Raw genomic sequence first — 17,022 nt, forward strand, 5'->3', positions numbered from 1 at the left:
ACATGCGGATTCACCCGGTTTAATTCCGCGCTATCGCGGTGCGGTCCGCGTATGGCCACTCACCTCCCGGCCTGCATCCGGTTCTATGCCGATAAAGTAGAGGACCGAGAACAGCACCAGCGCAGACACGAGCAGGAAGGCGATCCGGAAATCGGCCAGTGACAGCTGTGCGTGATTTCCATGAACCAGGACCGCAACATGCAGCGCGATCGCACCAAATGCGATGCCCAGACCGATGGTCATCTGCTGGACCATGCTAAAGAATGTGCTCGCTGAACTCATTCGCGGCGGCGGGACGTCCGCAAACGCGAGCGTGTTGATGCTTGTGAACTGCATCGACCGGCACAGGCCGCCGGCCAGCAGCACCAGCATGATCAGCGCGCGCGGCGTTTCCGGCGAGAGCAGGCCGCACAAAGCGATTGTGGCCGCGGTAAGCACCCCGTTGACGATCATTACCTTGCGAAAGCCAAAGCGTTTGAGGATTGGCGTGGTGACGGTCTTCATGCCCAGATTGCCGGCCGCGTACGCGAGCACCAGCAAACCCGCAGCGAATGCATTCAACCCGAAGCCCAACTGGAACAGCAGTGGTAACAGGAAGGGTGAGACGCTAACCGAAACGACATATAACGAACCGGCGTCGAGGGTCACGCGGAACGTCGGAATTCGCCAGGGCGAAAGATCGATCAGGGGATGTTCGGCGCGTCCGAAATGCCGTATGGCCAGGACTGCAGCGACAAAGCCGCAGATCAGCGCGGCAGTCGTGATGCGCCAATCGCTATCCAGTTGCCCGATCAGGACCATGCCGTACATCAGGCACGTTAGCGCGATACCGCTCAGCACGAACCCCGACACATCGAAGGGGCGGCGGGTGGGTTCGCGGTAGTTCGGAATGAATAGGGCGGTGAGCATCAGACCCAGCAAACCGATCGGTATGTTTAGCAGGAAGATCCAGCGCCAGTTGAAATAGGTCGAGATAAAACCGCCCAAGGCTGGACCTAACACCGGTGCGGCGAGGCCGGGCCACGTGATATAGGCGATCGAGCGCATCAGGTGACGCTTCTCGGTGCTGCGTAGCACGGCGAGGCGGCCTACCGGCACCATCATCGCGCCGCCGATTCCCTGCAGGATCCGCGAAAGGGTGAATTCGACGAGGCCGTTACTCAGCCCGCAAAGTATCGAGGCGCCGGTGAACACGATGATCGCGCCACCGAAAACCGACCGTTGCCCAAAGCGGTCTGCCACCCACCCGCTGATTGGAATGAAGACCGCGAGCGCCAGCAGATAGGCAGTCATGCCGATACTCAGGCTCACGGACGTGACGCCGAACGTGGCCGCCATGTGGGGCAGGGCGGTTGCGATCACCGTCGCATCCAGATTCTCCATGAAATAGGCACTGGCGACGATCAGCGCGATGATGACTGGCTGGCGGCTTGACAAAGACATGAGCGGAACACGGAATCCGGGTTGTGCGACAGGCCCTCGAACGCTTCAGATTGAGGCGTTTGCAGTCGGCGGCAATCAAAATGGGGTTCGCTTCGCGGTAGCCTGAGATAATGAATGGCTGGGTCCGGATGCCTGAAGAGACTCTTCCTCGTACCCGGACGATATACTCTACCAAACCATAAGTCGTCATGTGAAGACTTATTTTTAAAGACGATGGACACAGGAGCGTTATGAAGGCCAAACCCAGGGATATTGCAGAGCCGGCCAGCAAGACCGTAGCGGGTCGCGCGCCGATCAAGCGGCCGATGAAGAAAGCACCGCAGCGTCTGCCACGTGCCGAGCGTCAGGCGCGCGTGCTGGAGAAGGCCGCGGAATATTTCGCCGAGCACGGCCTGACCGCGCAAACTCGTGCGATTGCCGAGGCTTGTGGGGTGTCGCAACGTTTGCTGTACAGCCTGTTCCCTAGCAAGGCTGCGTTGATCGACGAAGTTTACAAGCGCGAAATTGTGGGAACCTTCAAGGCGATGTGGTTTGTGCAACTGAAAGACCGCAGTGTGCCCCTTGAAAGCAGGCTCAATACTTTTTATCGCGAGTACTATGACACCCTGCTGACGCGGCAGTGGCTTCGCCTGTTCCTCTACTCTTCGCTTGAAGATCTGCAAATGGCGCCGACGTACACGAATGCCGTCGTGACGCATGCGCTTGAGATCATTGTCACTGAGACGGCGCACGAATTGGGACGCGGCGTACCGGCCGATCCGGCTCATCTGACCGAGGTGGGTTGGTTGCTGCACGGCGCGGTATCCCACCTTGCGATTCGCCGCCGTATTTATTCGAACGACAACACCACGCCCAGCGACGCGGTGATTGCGATGCACGTGCGCGCCTTCCTCACGAGCGCGCCAGCGCTGCTTCCGGCGCTGGCTCCTGAGCCTGACGCGCTGGCGGCCTCGCCAAGCGATGGGCACATCACGCGGAGGTAGGCGATCGACCCGCTTTTCACCTTGGTCGAACTTGCGTCGCGCCAATCTTATGGCGACCGAACCGGCGGTAGCGATCAGGCGGCCCATTTCGGCCGTGCAGAGCAGAATCGGCGTCGAACTGATCCCGCGAAGCAATGCGTGGCGCAAGGCCATCGGGCAAACACTGCCCGATGACCGCAAAGCGCAAGCGCTTAGAACGCGTGCCGGATACCGACGCGCGCGAGGACCTGATTCGCGCTCGACGACGGTGCATCCGCGCCCGTTATAAACGCGGTATTCAACGGGGCCGACACCGTGCCGCCACCCGATGCGTGCTGGTACAAGCCCTGCACATAGACGTCGGTGCGCACTGACAGGTTGTAGTCCGCCATCAAGCCGAACTGCTGGTATTTCGGCTTTGAATTGCCTGCATTGCTGTTGAAATGGGCAATCGTGTAGTTGTACATCGCGCCGACATACGCGGCCTTCGTCAATTGATACTTGGCGTTGAGTTCGAAGTTGTCGAATTTCAGGCTGCTTGCGGTGTTCGCGAAGTTGCCGACGTAGACCGAGCCGGTCGCGTCGTTCAGGCTCGTATGGCTATACACGAAGCCGAGCATCGTCGGTCCGATCGTGTAGTTAATGCCCGCGCCCCAGACTTGTTGACGGCCCGCAAAAAAGTCGGTGTCGTCGGTTGCGAGCGAACCGCCTGTCGTGCCGCCCGGATTGTTGATCTGCATATAAGCCGCGGCCACCGTCACATTGCTGCCCACGTACTGCGCGCCGAGGCTGTAAGACCGATTGTTCGCGAAGCCACCTGCCTGGTTGCTGAAGCCGTACAGACCGCCGAACGTAAAGCCACCGTACGTATTGCTCGTGTACTTCACGCTGTTGTTCAAACGGAAGGAGTTGTCGGTGTTGTCGTTATCGTACGGATGCGACATCAGATAGCCCGCCCAGTTGCCGTTTGCCGTGAGCGGCGCGAGGAAGTCGACGACGGAGTCATATTGCCGGCCCATCGTCAGCGTGCCGAATTGCGCCGAGCTCAGGCCGACGTAGGCCTGACGCCCGAACATCCGGCCTCCCTGCCCGAGCCTGCCTGAGTTGACGTCGAATCCGTTTTCCAACTGGAAGATAGCCTTGTTTCCACCGCCCAGATCCTCCGAGCCCTTCAGGCCCCAGCGGCTGCCTTGCGCAAAACCGCTTTCCATCTGTATGTTCGAATGGCCGCCGGTATTGTTGGTGTAATTCAGGCCCTCGTCGATCAGACCGTAAAGCGTCACGCTGCTTTGCGCCATCGCGCTGATAGGGGCAAACGTACAGCCGAGCGCGGTATTGGCAACCGCGGCAATCAGGAGTTTTTTCATCAATGCGGATCCTTGTGGGTAAGAACGCCGCGCCGGTGCATCGCCCGCGCTTTTCGCGCGGCGTCCAGGTGCAGCCGACGTCAGGTGTTCGCACTTTAGGACCTACAAAATCTCGCCCCACAGCAATTCAGTATTGCTCGATTGGTGTTGTACGGGGCCCACGCGTACGTCGCTTCGGGCCTTGCTTTCGAGCGGTTTCAGACGATAGCGCTCCACGACGAAATCGACGAAACTGCGCAAGGCAACCGCCATGTGCGGCTGCCCGAAATACAGCAGCCACACAGTGCGTTCGTCGCCGCATAGCGTCACGTCGCCGAGCAACGCACGCAAGCTGCCGTTGGCCAGTTCGTTCTGCACGAACGAACGTGATAAGCGCGCGATTCCGAGTCCCGCCTGCACCGCACGCTTGACGACCTGAGGACTTTGTATGTTCAGGATCGGCCGCACGACGACGCGTTGTGTGCCGTGGGCGTCGCGAAACTCCCAGTAGCGGCTCGGCGCATCCGACGCGACGAGCACGTCGTGCGAGGCCAGTTCACCCGGCGTACTTGGCGCCGGGCGACGCGCCAGATAGTCTGGGCTTGCAACAATCACGTCGCGTGTTTGCGCGAGCGGTCGGCACACCAGCGAGGAATCACGCAGGTGACGCTCCGCACTGAAGCAGACATCGAACTCGCTGGCCGCGACGTCGCTCATATTGTCGAACACTGTCAGGTCGAAACTCATGCGGGGTTCCTGGGCACGGTAAGCGGCAAGCACGTCCGGTAGGTCCGTAGTCGCGTACAGCGACGACGCCGCGATCCGCAGCGAACCGGTCGGCTGTTCCACTGCGGAGGCAATACATTCGTCCATGTCATCGAGCTGCCTGAGTAACTCGATGCAGCGCTCCCAATACAGTTGGCCTGTCACCGTCAACGATACGCGCCGCGTAGTCCGGTTGACTAGCCGAACGCCTAAGTGTTCCTCGAGCGTCGCGACACTGCGCGTGACAACCGAATTGGAAATACCCAATTGCTTGGCGGCTTCGGCGAAATTCAGGTACTCCGCGACTTTGGCGAAGATGCGTATCGACGCCAACTGGTTCATCGTGTTCCCTGGCGCATGCCGGATGACAAGCTTCGGACGCAATACGGCGGTGTGAGTGGGCGAGAAACCATGGGTGGGCACTCCATCTGCTAGACGTCGAACTCCTCGCGAGGCTGGAATCGCGTGGGTACGCGCGCGCCTAATCGCGGGAGGTTAGTTCTCAGCATAACGGCCACTTCGTTACCCAAAGCCGTCCTGCAGATTACAGGATTGTCATTTTCCTGGTTAAGACTTAGTTAAGGAACAAAAGGCGGACCAATATTTCAAGTTGGTAATCCATTCGTTATCGTGTGGTTGGGATCTATGCGGTAGCGTGTCATTTTGAATTCCGCTCCCTGCCTACCGGACAAAAATGATGCCGATCACCGCCCGTCTACTTGCCCTTGCATGCCTCAGCTTTGCGTCGATATCCTTTGCAGCAAGACCGTCGGCCAGCCCCCTGGCGGTTCTCTCGACCACGCCGCTGCCAGACGTCACCGGCGGCGACTTCGACCACTTTGCAGTCGATCTGGCTCATTCCCGTCTGTACGTGTCAGCCGAGAAGTATGGGTCCATCGAGGTTTTCGGATTGCCGGACGGCCAGCACCTTGCAAGTGTAAAGACGGTCGCGAGGGCTCCGCACAAGATAGTATTGGCGAACGACGGTAAGGAACTGCTTATAGCGGATGCGGGCGATGCGAACGTCAAGGTTGTCGACACGAAAACCTTCAAGGTCAAGAAAGTCGTTCCGCTCGAGCCGCAGCCGGATTCCGGCATCGCGGATCGACCGGGCGGCATTTTCTACGTCGGCAACGGAGGTGTGCAATCGCATAAGGGCAACGCCTACATCAGCTTGATTTCGCTTGCCCACGATTCCGTCGTCGGGAGAATCGATGTTCCTGCGGGACAACTGAAGGCGATGGTCATCGACCGTTCCACCCACCGCCTGTTCGTGAACATGCGCGAGAAAAACGAAATCGGCGTTATCGATCTGAATACCCGCAAGTTGGCGAGTATCTGGCATGTTCCCGGTCCAAGCCTCAATTCGGCCATGGCATTCGATCCGAAAACGAGGCGGCTGTTCATCGGGTCACGTAACCCCGGCAAGCTGTTCGTCATGGACGCGCGTAACGGCTCGGTCATACAGTCTCTCGATATCGTAGACATTTCGGACGACATGACGTTCGACGCACTCCATCATCGCCTCTACGTGACTGGCGCCGGCGGCCTCGATGTCGTTAAACAGGTCGATTCGAACCATTACGCCATTGAGCAGCATATCGACACTCTCGGTGGCAAGACCTCGATCTATATTCCGTCGCTACAGAGGTTGTACGTCGTCCACACGAAGGGCCCCCAGGCATCGGAGGCCGGACTCCAGGTGCTCAGCGTCCGCTGACACGGGCGACTTCGACCACGTTAGTGTCGCCGTCGAAGTTCATGTTCCAGGCGCAGGACGCGATTTTCTAGTCTGTCTGGGTGAAATCAAAGGACTGTTCGACGACAACCTGATCGTCGCCGTCGACCTTGCATTGGTACTGAGTCATCGCGCGCCGTACCGACGCATCAAAAACCCCCGGGGGCGTCGACTTGACGATGTCGACACGGACGACCTTGCCGCCTTTGATCGTGGCGCGCGCCGTTACTGCGCCGACAATTCCCTCAGCGAGCGCCCGCGGCGGCATCTCCGGCTTGGCCTCTACGGGGCAAACGATTGCAATGTCGGCCGGCTCCGCGGGAGCCGCCGTCGTGTTGCCGGACGCCGCGGCTGTGGGGCCGGGCATGCTTGGCGCAGCCTGCGTATTGGAGGGCGCGTCCTGCGTTGCGACCGCGACCGGTGCGACGGTTGGCGAAGCAACGTGCTGTTGTGCTGGCGCGGCCGGTCGTGCAATGGGTCTGGGCGCCGGCGCCTCCGATTGCTGCCTCACGATCTTCTTGATGACTGGCGGCGGTGGGGGGGGCGGAGGCGGTGTAACGGCTTTTACGAACCGCATTTGCATAACGGGCGTCGCGGGTGCTGGCGTAGGCGTCGGCACCCGCATCGACATCACGGCCGCTACTAGCGCGCCTTCGATCGCAAGCGCAGCGACAATCGCGATCGACATTGCGTTGCGGGCTCGTGGCCGTGACGTCTCGGTCGGCCACAGCGCGCCACGGGGTTTTCCGGGGATACTCATGTTCATTCTGATTGACTCCGGAGGCTAGTCCACATCGGTCGCGAGCGCGACTGAACTGATCCCCGCAGAGCGCACCAGATCCATGGTTTTGATGATCGTTTCATATTCGACCCCCTTGTCGCCTGCGATCGTGACATTGACCTGCTTCGTGGCCTCCATGTCCTTGAGGCGTGCTGTCAGTTGCGGCGCAGAGATGTCATTACGGTCGAGGTGCAATTCACCGTCCTTTTCCACGCCCACGGTCACGGCGACCGTGTCGAGCCGCGCTGCCGTGGACGATTGCGGCAATTCCAGTTTGAGGCCAGTGCCCTGGATCATCTTGAGCATGACCAGCATGAAGAAGACCAGCAGGAACATCATGATGTCGATCATCGGAATGATCTCGATCCGCGGTTTTTCGTCATTGCCAAAGTAGTGAGCCCGATGGTTTCTCACGGTGTTCTCCGGTATGTGGGGTGGTCGCGGTTCACGCGGCGAGCCGCGAGACGAGCATGGACTTGATGAGATCCATTTGCAGAAGAACCATCCGTACCCGCTTGTTCAGGTAGTTCAGCGCCACGACGCCCACGAGAGCAATCGTCAGGCCGCAGGCAGTGGCGATCAGTGCGTGGGCAATGCCGCCGGACACAGCCATCGGGTCGCTGGTTCCCGACGCGCCCAGAATGTTGAACGAACCGATCATGCCGATGATGGTGCCCAGCAGGCCCAGCAACGGCCCAAGCGTCACAGCGGTATCCAGCACCCACAGATTGCGGTCGAGCTTTCTCATCTGGAACATGATGCTTTCTTCGACTTCGCGCTCGAAGTGTTCGGCCGGTTGGCCCTGCAATTCGATTGCGGACTTCATCAGTTCGCTTTGTACCGATCCCTGGTAATGGTGAATCAGTTTCTGGACGTCGTCGGCCCTTGCCCGGCCGACCTGCTTGAGGTCGTATTCCAGGCTGCTGCCTTTGCGCACGGAGGTGCTAAAGAAGATCAGCCGTTCGATGATGATGGCGAGCGCGGCCAGAAAGATCAGTGCCATCAAAGGCAACAAGCCGAATGACTGAGCCGATGAATCGATAATGCTGCGAAGCATGGTGCTACCCTCTACGTTGTGTCTTGAATGTGTCACCTTCCGACGTTACCGGCGGTATCGCCGTTGCGATGCCGCCGGTGGCGCGGTTGAGGCAGTGGCTATACGTTAGTTGCCGACGCTCTGCGGCTTGCGTTGTGCGACCAGTACGTTGAACGTGTCGGCTACGACGCTCGCATGCGGATGCGGATTGTCGGCCGTCGCAGCGGGGGGCGAACCGAATTTCGAAGACACCAGGAATACGCGGTGAGTGTCGTTGTCGAGCGCCATCGACTTCGCGCCCACTTGTGTCGGCACGTTCTGCAGCACGGTGTAGTGATCCGCGTCGTCTTCATGCACCACGGTCAGCGTTCCATCCGCGCCGTTCGAACTGAACGCGGTTTTGAGCACCGGGTCGAAGGCGGCGGCATCTGGATGGCCGCCGATCGGCAACTGGGCCACCTGATGCCCCGAGCGAGCATCGATCACCATCATCCGGTTGTTCGCGCAGACGGTGAATAGCCGTTCGGCCTTCGTATCGATTGCGAGTCCGGACGGCCCTTCGCAAGGCGCGATCGACCAATGAGCGAGCACCTTGTTCGCTTTGCCGTCCATTGCCACGATCTCGCCCTTGTCTTCGACGTTGACGAAGATTCGACCGTCGTTGTCGGCCACGAGCGATTCAGGCTTACCGCCGACAGGCATCGTCGCGACGACCTTGCGAGTGGCGGGGTCGATGGCGCTGACACTGTTGTCGTGGCCATTGCTGACATAGAGGCGCTTCAGGTTGAGCGCATACATGATGCCGTCAGGGTCCGGGCCACCCGCTTTGATCGTGTCGACGGTTCGCAACGTGTCGAGATCGACCACCGTAATGGTGTCGGCACGGCCGTTGGTGATGAAGCCGAGCTTCTGGTTCTGGACAAACGCGAAGCCATGCACGCCATCGGTGTTTTCGATCTCGCCGACCAGCCTGCCCGTGTCGGTATCAACGACCTGGACATGGCTGGCGCGGCTGATAAACAGGTGATGGCGAACCGGGTCATACCCAACGTAGTCCCAGCCGTCTGTGCCACCCAGCGTATAGTGCTTCGCGACTTCGAACTGCGCGTGCTCGGCGACCGGTGCTGCCTGCAGCGCGCCGCACAACAACGTCGACGAAAGACCGACTGCCATTGCAGATTGCACAAATGTTTTGAGTTTCATTATTTTCAACCGTGTTAAGAAAGTTATTCGTTGATCGTCACGCCGACCATCACGGTCGGGCCGTAGAACTCGCGCTGGATTGGACGGTCCGGCGAGCCCTCGTAGAACTTCAACGGCGTGTTCAGGATGTTGCGCACGTCGAGATAGATGCCCACATCCTTTCTGATCTGGTAGCTGCCGCCGAAGTCGAGCGAGAAGCGCGATGCGGTGTAGACGTCGGTTGCAGCAGAACTGCCCACTGCCCACAGGCTCTTGCCCACATAGGAGGCCGACAGGCGCATGTCCAACGGACCACGCTCGTAGAACACGCTGGCGTTATACGAATTGCGCGGACCAGATGGCAGCGTGTGGTCTTCACCCGGGCGAATGTCCAGGTGTGAATTGGTCCATGTCCAGTTCGCGTCCGCGCCCAGGCCGCTCAGGAACCCCGGCAACTGCGTGAAGTGCTGCTCATAGTTGGCGGTGATGCCTCGTACACGTGCCGACGAGACATTGGCAAAGCTTACGAGCTTGATGGGGCCCGAATACCCCTGGAGATAAGGCGAGCTGAAGACGGTGGATGTCTCGCCCACGACGTAGTCGGACATTGACTTGTCGAACGCGCCCAGCGAAATGATTCCGCCATGCGGCAAATACTTCTCGAACTGAATATCGAAGTTCTGTGAAGTGGTCGGCTTCAGGTTCGGGTTGCCGGTGGTCACAGTTCCCGTCCCCGGATCGGCCATGACCGACGCACTGCTCTGGGCAAAGCCCGGACGCGCGATCGTGCTCGAATAGATCGCGCGACCCACCAGCGTCGGCGTGAAATCGTAGCGCAACTGCAGGGACGGAAACAGGTTGAAGTAGTTGTTCGACGTCTGGTTTGGCGTGACGGAGCTGCCGTTGATCAGATTGCCGCTGAACGCATCCTGCGTCCATTCGCCGCGCAGACCCGCCAGCACCCCCAGACGGCCCCAGCCGAACTGATACTGGCCATACATGCTATAGATGTTCTCGTTGATGGCCGAGAACGCGGCGGCGTCCTTCAACGGGTTACCCGTTACGTTGCCGTTGGCCGCAGCGGCGCCATAAATGCCGCTCATGACGCCATCGCTGATGGACGGCCCAATGTTGTACATGCCGTTGTAGAAAACGTTCGGCGCGCCGAACACCGCCTGCGACAGCGGGATTCCCGCGGCCGGCGAGTACGTGTAGTTGCTCTGCGCGCTGGCGAAGGTCATTCGGCGCAGGCCAGCGCCGAACTTGAACTGTTCGTCATCGGCACTCGTGAAGTGAGTCGGCAGCGTGTAGTTGACGTTGGCCGACCACTCATTGGTCTTGACGTACTGCGACGAGTTGACGATCTGGCCCAGCGTGTAGCCGGCGGGATTAGCCGGGTTCGGACCTGACACGATCGATTGCGTCGCGAAGTCAGAGCCGGGGTAATACGTCACCGTGGCCGGGGCGCCGTTGTTGAACGTCGAATTCAGGTCGTACGGTTTGTCGTAGGTTCCACTGGTGAAGCCGGCGCGATAGTCGATCTTGCCGGGCCCGATCCTGTTTTCACCGCCCAGCGCAAAAAGTTGCGTTCGCAGCGTCTCCTTCTCGTCGCGCAACCCCTTCGCATAGGTCGCCGTATCCGTGAGCGTGCCGTCCGCATTCTGGACCGGATTGCCAGTGAAGTTGGTCTGGAGATCTTGCCGGTTCACGTTCTCCGTATAGCCGAAGTTGTAATAGCGGAAATACCACTTGTTGTCGGCGTTAGGCTGAAAGTCCAGTTCGCCGCCGTAGCCAAGGCGCTTGCGATGATAGTTGTAGTAACGCGGGTCGGTTTGCGCGTAGGCCTTGTTCGGTACGCCGGGCGCATCGACATAGGCGTTTTCTTCGTCGTCGACGCCGCGGTGGTCCTGGTTGTAGGCAAAGGTACCGATGAAGGTGAACGGCGCGTCGGAATATGACGTGATGCCCGAACCGAGACCGGCAATACCGTGCGCGCCGAAGCGCGCACCCGCTGTCATCTCGACATCCGAAACTGTGCTCCCGCGCAGCGTTTCGACACCTGAACCGAGCTTGGCATCCAGGAACGGCTTGCCCGAAGGGGGCAACGTGCGAGGCGAAATGTCGATCGTGCCGCCGAGCGCATCGGCATCCTGTTCGGGCTTGTTGGTGTTGGTCACGAGGATCTGCCCGATCATGCCGGCCGGAATCGTATCGAGCGCGACAGCACGCCCCCCGTTCTGGGCCGAAGCCGGGTTGGTCGGCGGCAGGTGGATGCCGCCGAACGTGGTGCTGTTCAGGTTGGTGTCGAGGCCGCGGATATTGACATAGCGACCTTCGCCGGAGTCCGTCTCGAGCGACACGCCCGGAATACGCGCAGCGGCTTCAGCGGCGCTCACGTCGGGGGCCTTGCGGATGTCGTCGGCGGTCCGGATGGTCACCATGTTCGGAGCGCTCTGCTGAGTCGCACGTGCGACGACGTTCGCGGTGCGCTGCGACGCGACGGTCACGTGGTCGAGCGAGGCAACGGGTGCGTCCACGATAACGTCGTCGTTTGCGGTGTCGTCCGCGCGCGCCATCACAGTCCGTTCGACCGCGGATGAACGACTGGGCGTGACGACCAGTGTGTATCTGCCCACCGGAAGCCCGGTGAAACGAAAGGCGCCGTCAGCCGAGGTGGTGGTACTTGTCCCCGTCTCGCGAATCTGAACTCGAGCGCCGGCAAGCGGACGCTTGTTCGCGCTTGTCAACACGTGACCCTGCAAAGTCGCCATGTCCGCTGCATGTGCGACGGTCATAATTGTGCTACTCATCAATCCGACCAACAACCCTGCCATATGCCTGTGCGGCATGTTGATTCTCCATCAATCGTTGCAAACATCCCGACTGGTTGCCCACGTCTGTAGTGTCGGGACTGTGAAAAGTTCGGCACCTTCTCGAAAATTGCGCCGTGTAAACAACTAGATAGGATGACTAAAAATGATTCAAGCCGCCTAACTAGCGCAGGTATTCATCGACGTTGATCGGATCGACATCATGAATCGCATGTCCGACGCGCTCACCTTCGCCGAGGGAGACGTTTTACGGAACTACTGTGACGCTAGCGTGTCATCGTTGGTAATGAAGTAGGAAGTGTAGTCGTCATGTGACGACACTATTTTTAGCCGCTGCACGCTCTGTTTTTGAGCATGATAGGCCTGTAAAATGGCGAATCGGTGTCGTGTCGATGTTGCTTCAACATGATATGAGCGTAATGATGTACGATAAATATCTTCACTTGACGATCATTGATTGAGCCGGCGGATGGTAGCCGGGGAGGCGGCAAAAGCTTAGACACCACCGTGTTCTCATCGCGCATATGCTTGCGAGAGGAGGGTGCGGATATGCATTTGTAGTGTGGGTCACATGTCATCTCAGTCACGCGGAGATGACGGCTCCGATGGAAGATGACGAACTCGTAATCGTCGCTTAACAGTCACGACACCGGTGCAGGCGAGAATGGGCGTGTTCCGTTCGCAAAGCGATGCATTGGGAAACACTTCAATAGGTAGACATAGACATGATGTTGGTTCGTCGGCAATTTCCCTTGGCAACTGCACTAGCGCTTTGCCTGTCTGTCTCGCTCGGAGCGTATGGTGATGAAGCCGACGTCACATCGAGCGTCGCAACTGCCTCGGTACCACGGCCCCAGGATGGAGTGCAGACGGCTACCCCGATCAAACATCTTGTCGTGATATTTGGCGAGAACGTTTCGTTCGATCACTACTTTGGAACATACCCGAATGCGCTGAACCCGGCCGGTGAGCCGACCTTCAGCACATTGCCCAATACGCGACGGATCAACGGGCTACTGGACGGGCTACTCAGGTCCAATCCGAATTCGACGAACGCCGCCAACGGCTCCGGCGCTGCAGATCCATTCCGTCTCGATCGCTCGCAGGCGCTTACGGCGTCGCAAGATCACGCCTACAAGCCGGAGCAATTGGCATTCGATAATGGCGCGATGGACCTGTTTCCGAAATACACCGGCCGCACCTCGGCAACAGGCGGCTCGAGTGCCTTGTACACAAAGGGGCTCGTGATGGGGTATTACGACGGCAACACCGTTACCGCGCTGTGGAACTATGCGCAACACTTTGCGCTAAACGACAACTCGTTCGACACGACGTTTGGCCCATCCACGCCTGGCGCGCTGAACCTGATCTCCGGGCAGACGAATGGGGCGACGGTGGCACCCGCGAATACGACCAATCGGAACATCGTTAGCGACGGCGCCGGCGGCCTGACAGTCGTCGGTGACCTCGATCCGACGGGCGACGTCTGTTCCAAGGGCACGACAATCGGTATGCAGGGGAAGAATGTCGGCGACCTGCTGAACGCGAAGAATATCTCGTGGGGCTGGTTTGAGGGTGGCTTCGACCTCGGCGCGAGGAATGCGAACGGAACGACAGGCTGCGCGCGCAGCTCATATTCGTCGGTGGTGCAGGGCTATAAGGTCGACTACGTGCCGCATCATCAACCGTTCCAGTATTACGCGTCCACCGCTAATCCGAACCACGAGCGTCCTGCGTCCGTTGCGGCAATCGGCACCAGCAGTGACGGTGGCGCAAACCATCAATATGACATCGACGACTTCTACGCGGCGGTGAGCGCGGGGAATTTTCCTGCCGTCAATTTTCTTAAGGCGCCGGCGTACCAGGATGCGCACGCGGGCAATTCGGACCCCCTCGATGAGCAGGCGTTCGTGACGAAGGTAATCAACTTTCTCCAGCAACAGGACGACTGGAAGAGCACGGCGGTCGTGCTCGCCTACGACGATTCGGACGGTTGGTATGACCACGTATCTCACGTCGTCAACGGATCGACAAGCACGCAGGACGCGCTCAACGGTCCGAATACTTGCGGCCGAGGCACACCGCTCGATGGGCTAACAGGTGTACCGGTGCAGGGCCGCTGCGGGTATGGTCCCCGTCTCCCGCTGCTTGTGGTCTCGCCGTACGCGAAGGCAAACTACGTCGATCATACGCTGACCGACCAAACTTCTGTTCTTCGCTTCATCGAAGACAACTGGCTGAACGGCGCGCGCGTTGGGCAAGGTTCATTCGATGTCATGGCCGGCACAATCAATAACATGTTCGACTTCGGCTCGGCTGAGAACTCCAAGTTGTTTCTTGATGCAGTGACCGGCCAGCCACTGCGCTAGTCGACTGTGTGTGAAATTGAAAGAATCCCGGTTATCGGCCGGATTCGCGGACCGCTTCGTTCACCGGATTGCCGGAGCGAAAGCGCTGCCGGTATTCGACGGGACTGATCTGAAGCCGGCGGCTAAACGTGCGCCGAAGTGTATCCGCGCTCTCAAAGCCGCAACGCTTCGCGATTTCGCCGATCGGGTGGCGGGTGCTTTCGAGGTAGCGGCGCGCGGCGTCGATGCGCGCGTCGTTCAGGAATGCGATGAGACTGACGCCGCATTCCTTGGTGAAGATACGGGACAGATTGCGCGGACTCATTTTGAGCCGACGCGCAAGCGACGTGGTCGTATGATTCAGATGAAGATTGTCGAGCAGGTACTGCTGAATCGACTGGATCTGGGAATCGCTGGCGGCCTGGGTTTCCAGCAACGGGCTGAACTGCGACTGGCCGCCTGCGCGGCGCACGTACACGATCAGATACTTCGCGACGTCGAGCGCCATTTTCCTGCCGAAGTCCTCTTCGATCATGACCAGCGCGAGATCGATGCCAGCGGTCACGCCTGCGGTCGTGTAGAGGCGGTCGTCTTTTACATAGATCTGGTCGGGTTCGATCTTCGCCTTCGGAAACATCGACGAAAGACGCGTGGCGTCCATCCAGTGTGTCGTGACCGTCCGGTTATCGATCATGCCGGCGGCGCCGAAAGCAAAAACGCCGTTGCAGATAGCGGCGATCCGCCTGGTACTCTTGTGCTGCTTCGCGAGCCATTCGCTGAGCGTCGAGTCTTCGAGTACTTCGAATACGCCGAGGCCGCCGGGCACGATCACCGTGTCGAAATGCGGACACGGATCGAAGATGGTCCGGTCCGGCATGACCGTCAGCCCGCTGGAAGACAGCACGCTGCCTCGCGTCGTTCCGATCGTCAGCATTTCGTATTCGCACGCCCCCTGACTGAGGATGCGGACCTCCGCAAAGGCGTCTTTGGGGCCCGCGATATCGAGCAACTGGAATCCGGGGAACAGGACCATTCCGACGGTGATCTTGCGCATAGGTGTCAGTCAAAATGGAGCCGAGGCTGGCGCGACGCATGCCGCATGCTCTCGCTTAGCGGCTCGTTTCGAGTTCGTCGAAGCGCCGGGTTCGGTAAAGCACCATCGACACGAGCCAGCTCGCGGCGAAGATACCAATGATGACGTAGCCCAGCGTGCCGAAGTTGTCGTTCAACGTACCGATAGCATCCCACAGCTTGCCTTCGAGCTTCAAGTGGTCAGAAATCAGGCCCAAGGCCTCGATCGTGCCGACCAGCAGCGCGACCGCGACCGACACCAGCGTGATCGTCATGTTGTAGTAGATCTTACGAATCGGCTTAAGATACGCCCAACCGTAGGCGCCGAGCATCAGGTGACCGTCGAGCGTATCGACCAGCGACATCCCTGCGCTGAAAAGCGCCGGGAACACCATTACCGCCCATGGCGAAATGCCGTGCGAAGCCTGCGACGCGGACATGCCGAGCAGGCTCACCTCGGTCGCGGTATCGAAACCCAGTCCGAACAGAAAGCCAAGCGGGAACATGTGCCAGCTGCGCGCGACGAGCCGAAACATCGGACGAAAGATCCGCGCGAGGAAGCCGCGATCGGCCAGCAGCATGTCGAAGTCGTCGTCGACGCAGGCGCCGCCTGCGCGTACGTGGCGCCATGCCTGGAAGATCGATTTCAGAATCAGCAGGTTCAGGAACGCGATCACGAACAGGAAGACGGTCGATACCGACGTGCTGATCAGTCCGCCCAATTCCTTGTATTGGGCAAAGCGCGTGTTCAGCACGCTTGCGACTGCTGCGACCGCGAGCGAGGCGATGACGATGATGGTCGAGTGGCCGAGCGAGAAAAATAACCCCACGGCGACAGGGCGTTTCTTTTCCTGCATGAGCTTACGGGTCACGTTGTCGATCGCGGCAATGTGATCGACATCGACCGCATGGCGCAAGCCCAGTCCATAGGCGATGAACGCGGTGCCGAGCAGGACCGGGTGGCCCCAGAACGAAGCGAACGCCCAGATCCACGCGGCGGCATTAGTCGCCAACAGCAGGCCGTAGATGCCGAAGAGCTTGCGCTGGACCTGCGGATCGGATCCGGTGAGTACATTGGACAGTTGCTTGAGCATGGTAGATATCCTGATGAAACTTCGTTATGCGATATCGCGGGCGTTCTGATCTGAACGCCGGAAGCAAGGGCGCGGCTCAGTTGCTGGACGGACGCAACGCGCGCAGATTCAGCGACGCCATATCTGTGGCCGACAGCACGCCAGCCTGCGCCACGGTCTTTTCGAGGGCGAGCAGAAAGCGCTCGTAGTAATCCCACGGCGGTTGCCCCGCGCAGTATCCGTCTTCCCATTCGGCGATCGACTCGATGAGATTCTGACGGAAGTCTTCCCACTCGAAGTGCCCCGCCTTCGACAGCGAAAGCGCGATCCCGAATACCTGCCGTTCCCATGGCTTGTCGAACAGCAGTTTGCCTTGCATGCGCGGTGGGGAGTCCGGATGTCCAAGCATGCTGGAGGCGGCATATTCCTCGAACCGGGTAAACATG

14 protein-coding genes are annotated in these 17,022 nt (G+C 59.5%); 3 read left to right on the plus strand and 11 right to left on the minus strand.

Annotated elements, in window-relative coordinates:
- Positions 1–30: 30 nt before the first annotated feature.
- Entirely contained in the window at positions 31–1,443 is a 1,413-nt protein-coding gene (locus M0D64_RS10690) for an MFS transporter (protein ID WP_266257614.1), read from the minus strand.
- A gap of 230 nt (positions 1,444–1,673) precedes the next feature.
- On the opposite strand from M0D64_RS10690, the gene M0D64_RS10695 reads away from it, so the two are divergent.
- Positions 1,674–2,426: a TetR/AcrR family transcriptional regulator gene (locus M0D64_RS10695; RefSeq protein WP_266257615.1), complete on the plus strand. Its 753-nt coding sequence runs from the start codon at positions 1,674–1,676 to the stop codon at positions 2,424–2,426.
- A gap of 191 nt (positions 2,427–2,617) precedes the next feature.
- Here M0D64_RS10695 and M0D64_RS10700 read toward each other — a convergent pair whose 3' ends face one another.
- A complete protein-coding gene (locus tag M0D64_RS10700; RefSeq protein ID WP_301717506.1) occupies positions 2,618–3,772 on the minus strand; it encodes a porin in 1,155 nt (384 codons plus the stop codon).
- A 102-nt stretch (positions 3,773–3,874) separates the two neighbouring features.
- Complete coding sequence (locus M0D64_RS10705; protein WP_266257617.1) at positions 3,875–4,939, minus strand: LysR family transcriptional regulator; 1,065 nt, start codon at positions 4,937–4,939, stop codon at positions 3,875–3,877.
- 271 nt (positions 4,940–5,210) lie between these two features.
- Between M0D64_RS10705 and M0D64_RS10710 the strand changes: the two genes are divergently transcribed.
- Positions 5,211–6,236, plus strand: coding sequence for a YncE family protein (locus tag M0D64_RS10710; protein WP_266257618.1), 1,026 nt, complete (start codon positions 5,211–5,213; stop codon positions 6,234–6,236).
- A gap of 67 nt (positions 6,237–6,303) precedes the next feature.
- On the opposite strand, the gene M0D64_RS10715 is transcribed toward M0D64_RS10710, so the two are convergent.
- The 5 genes from M0D64_RS10715 to M0D64_RS10735 form a co-directional block, all read right to left on the minus strand.
- Complete coding sequence (locus tag M0D64_RS10715) at positions 6,304–6,942, minus strand: hypothetical protein (protein WP_266257619.1); 639 nt, start codon at positions 6,940–6,942, stop codon at positions 6,304–6,306.
- Between the two features lie 96 nt (positions 6,943–7,038).
- The gene (locus tag M0D64_RS10720) at positions 7,039–7,449 is read right to left on the minus strand and encodes a biopolymer transporter ExbD (RefSeq protein WP_168435882.1); all 411 of its coding nucleotides are present in this window, start codon (positions 7,447–7,449) and stop codon (positions 7,039–7,041) included.
- Positions 7,450–7,480: 31 nt separating this feature from the next.
- Complete coding sequence (locus M0D64_RS10725; protein WP_154564923.1) at positions 7,481–8,092, minus strand: MotA/TolQ/ExbB proton channel family protein; 612 nt, start codon at positions 8,090–8,092, stop codon at positions 7,481–7,483.
- Between the two features lie 105 nt (positions 8,093–8,197).
- On the minus strand, positions 8,198–9,244 hold the full coding sequence (locus M0D64_RS10730) for a YncE family protein (protein ID WP_266257621.1): 1,047 nt from the start codon (positions 9,242–9,244) through the stop codon (positions 8,198–8,200).
- Between the two features lie 53 nt (positions 9,245–9,297).
- Positions 9,298–12,063 (minus strand): TonB-dependent receptor, encoded by a 2,766-nt coding sequence (locus M0D64_RS10735; RefSeq protein WP_266257622.1) that lies wholly within the window; start codon positions 12,061–12,063, stop codon positions 9,298–9,300.
- A gap of 749 nt (positions 12,064–12,812) precedes the next feature.
- On the opposite strand from M0D64_RS10735, the gene M0D64_RS10740 reads away from it, so the two are divergent.
- Positions 12,813–14,453, plus strand: a complete 1,641-nt coding sequence (locus tag M0D64_RS10740) for a phospholipase C (protein ID WP_266257811.1) — start codon at positions 12,813–12,815, stop codon at positions 14,451–14,453.
- 31 nt (positions 14,454–14,484) lie between these two features.
- On the opposite strand, the gene M0D64_RS10745 is transcribed toward M0D64_RS10740, so the two are convergent.
- The 3 genes from M0D64_RS10745 to M0D64_RS10755 form a co-directional block, all read right to left on the minus strand.
- Positions 14,485–15,486: a GlxA family transcriptional regulator gene (locus M0D64_RS10745; RefSeq protein ID WP_154564929.1), complete on the minus strand. Its 1,002-nt coding sequence runs from the start codon at positions 15,484–15,486 to the stop codon at positions 14,485–14,487.
- A gap of 55 nt (positions 15,487–15,541) precedes the next feature.
- Positions 15,542–16,597, minus strand: coding sequence for a HoxN/HupN/NixA family nickel/cobalt transporter (locus tag M0D64_RS10750; RefSeq protein WP_266257623.1), 1,056 nt, complete (start codon positions 16,595–16,597; stop codon positions 15,542–15,544).
- 76 nt (positions 16,598–16,673) lie between these two features.
- Positions 16,674–17,021, minus strand: coding sequence for a nitrile hydratase accessory protein (locus M0D64_RS10755; protein WP_266257624.1), 348 nt, complete (start codon positions 17,019–17,021; stop codon positions 16,674–16,676).
- Position 17,022 lies beyond the last annotated feature (1 nt).

The sequence above is a fragment of the Paraburkholderia sp. WS6 genome, from assembly GCF_030464835.1.
Taxonomy (GTDB): Bacteria; Pseudomonadota; Gammaproteobacteria; order Burkholderiales; family Burkholderiaceae; genus Paraburkholderia; species Paraburkholderia madseniana.

Bases quoted from the DNA above. Each gene is read 5' to 3' on its own strand.
- M0D64_RS10690 (WP_266257614.1), bottom strand. From the start codon at position 1,443: ATGTCTTTGTCAAGCCGCCAGCCAGTCATCATCGCGCTGATCGTCGCC.
- M0D64_RS10695 (WP_266257615.1), top strand. From the start codon at position 1,674: ATGAAGGCCAAACCCAGGGATATTGCAGAGCCGGCCAGCAAGACCGTA.
- M0D64_RS10700 (WP_301717506.1), bottom strand. From the start codon at position 3,772: ATGAAAAAACTCCTGATTGCCGCGGTTGCCAATACCGCGCTCGGCTGT.
- M0D64_RS10710 (WP_266257618.1), top strand. From the start codon at position 5,211: ATGATGCCGATCACCGCCCGTCTACTTGCCCTTGCATGCCTCAGCTTT.
- M0D64_RS10715 (WP_266257619.1), bottom strand. From the start codon at position 6,942: ATGTCGATCGCGATTGTCGCTGCGCTTGCGATCGAAGGCGCGCTAGTA.
- M0D64_RS10725 (WP_154564923.1), bottom strand. From the start codon at position 8,092: ATGCTTCGCAGCATTATCGATTCATCGGCTCAGTCATTCGGCTTGTTG.
- M0D64_RS10730 (WP_266257621.1), bottom strand. From the start codon at position 9,244: ATGGCAGTCGGTCTTTCGTCGACGTTGTTGTGCGGCGCGCTGCAGGCA.
- M0D64_RS10735 (WP_266257622.1), bottom strand. From the start codon at position 12,063: ATGAGTAGCACAATTATGACCGTCGCACATGCAGCGGACATGGCGACT.
- M0D64_RS10740 (WP_266257811.1), top strand. From the start codon at position 12,813: ATGTTGGTTCGTCGGCAATTTCCCTTGGCAACTGCACTAGCGCTTTGC.
- M0D64_RS10745 (WP_154564929.1), bottom strand. From the start codon at position 15,486: ATGCGCAAGATCACCGTCGGAATGGTCCTGTTCCCCGGATTCCAGTTG.
- M0D64_RS10750 (WP_266257623.1), bottom strand. From the start codon at position 16,597: ATGCTCAAGCAACTGTCCAATGTACTCACCGGATCCGATCCGCAGGTC.
- M0D64_RS10755 (WP_266257624.1), bottom strand. From the start codon at position 17,021: ATGTTTACCCGGTTCGAGGAATATGCCGCCTCCAGCATGCTTGGACAT.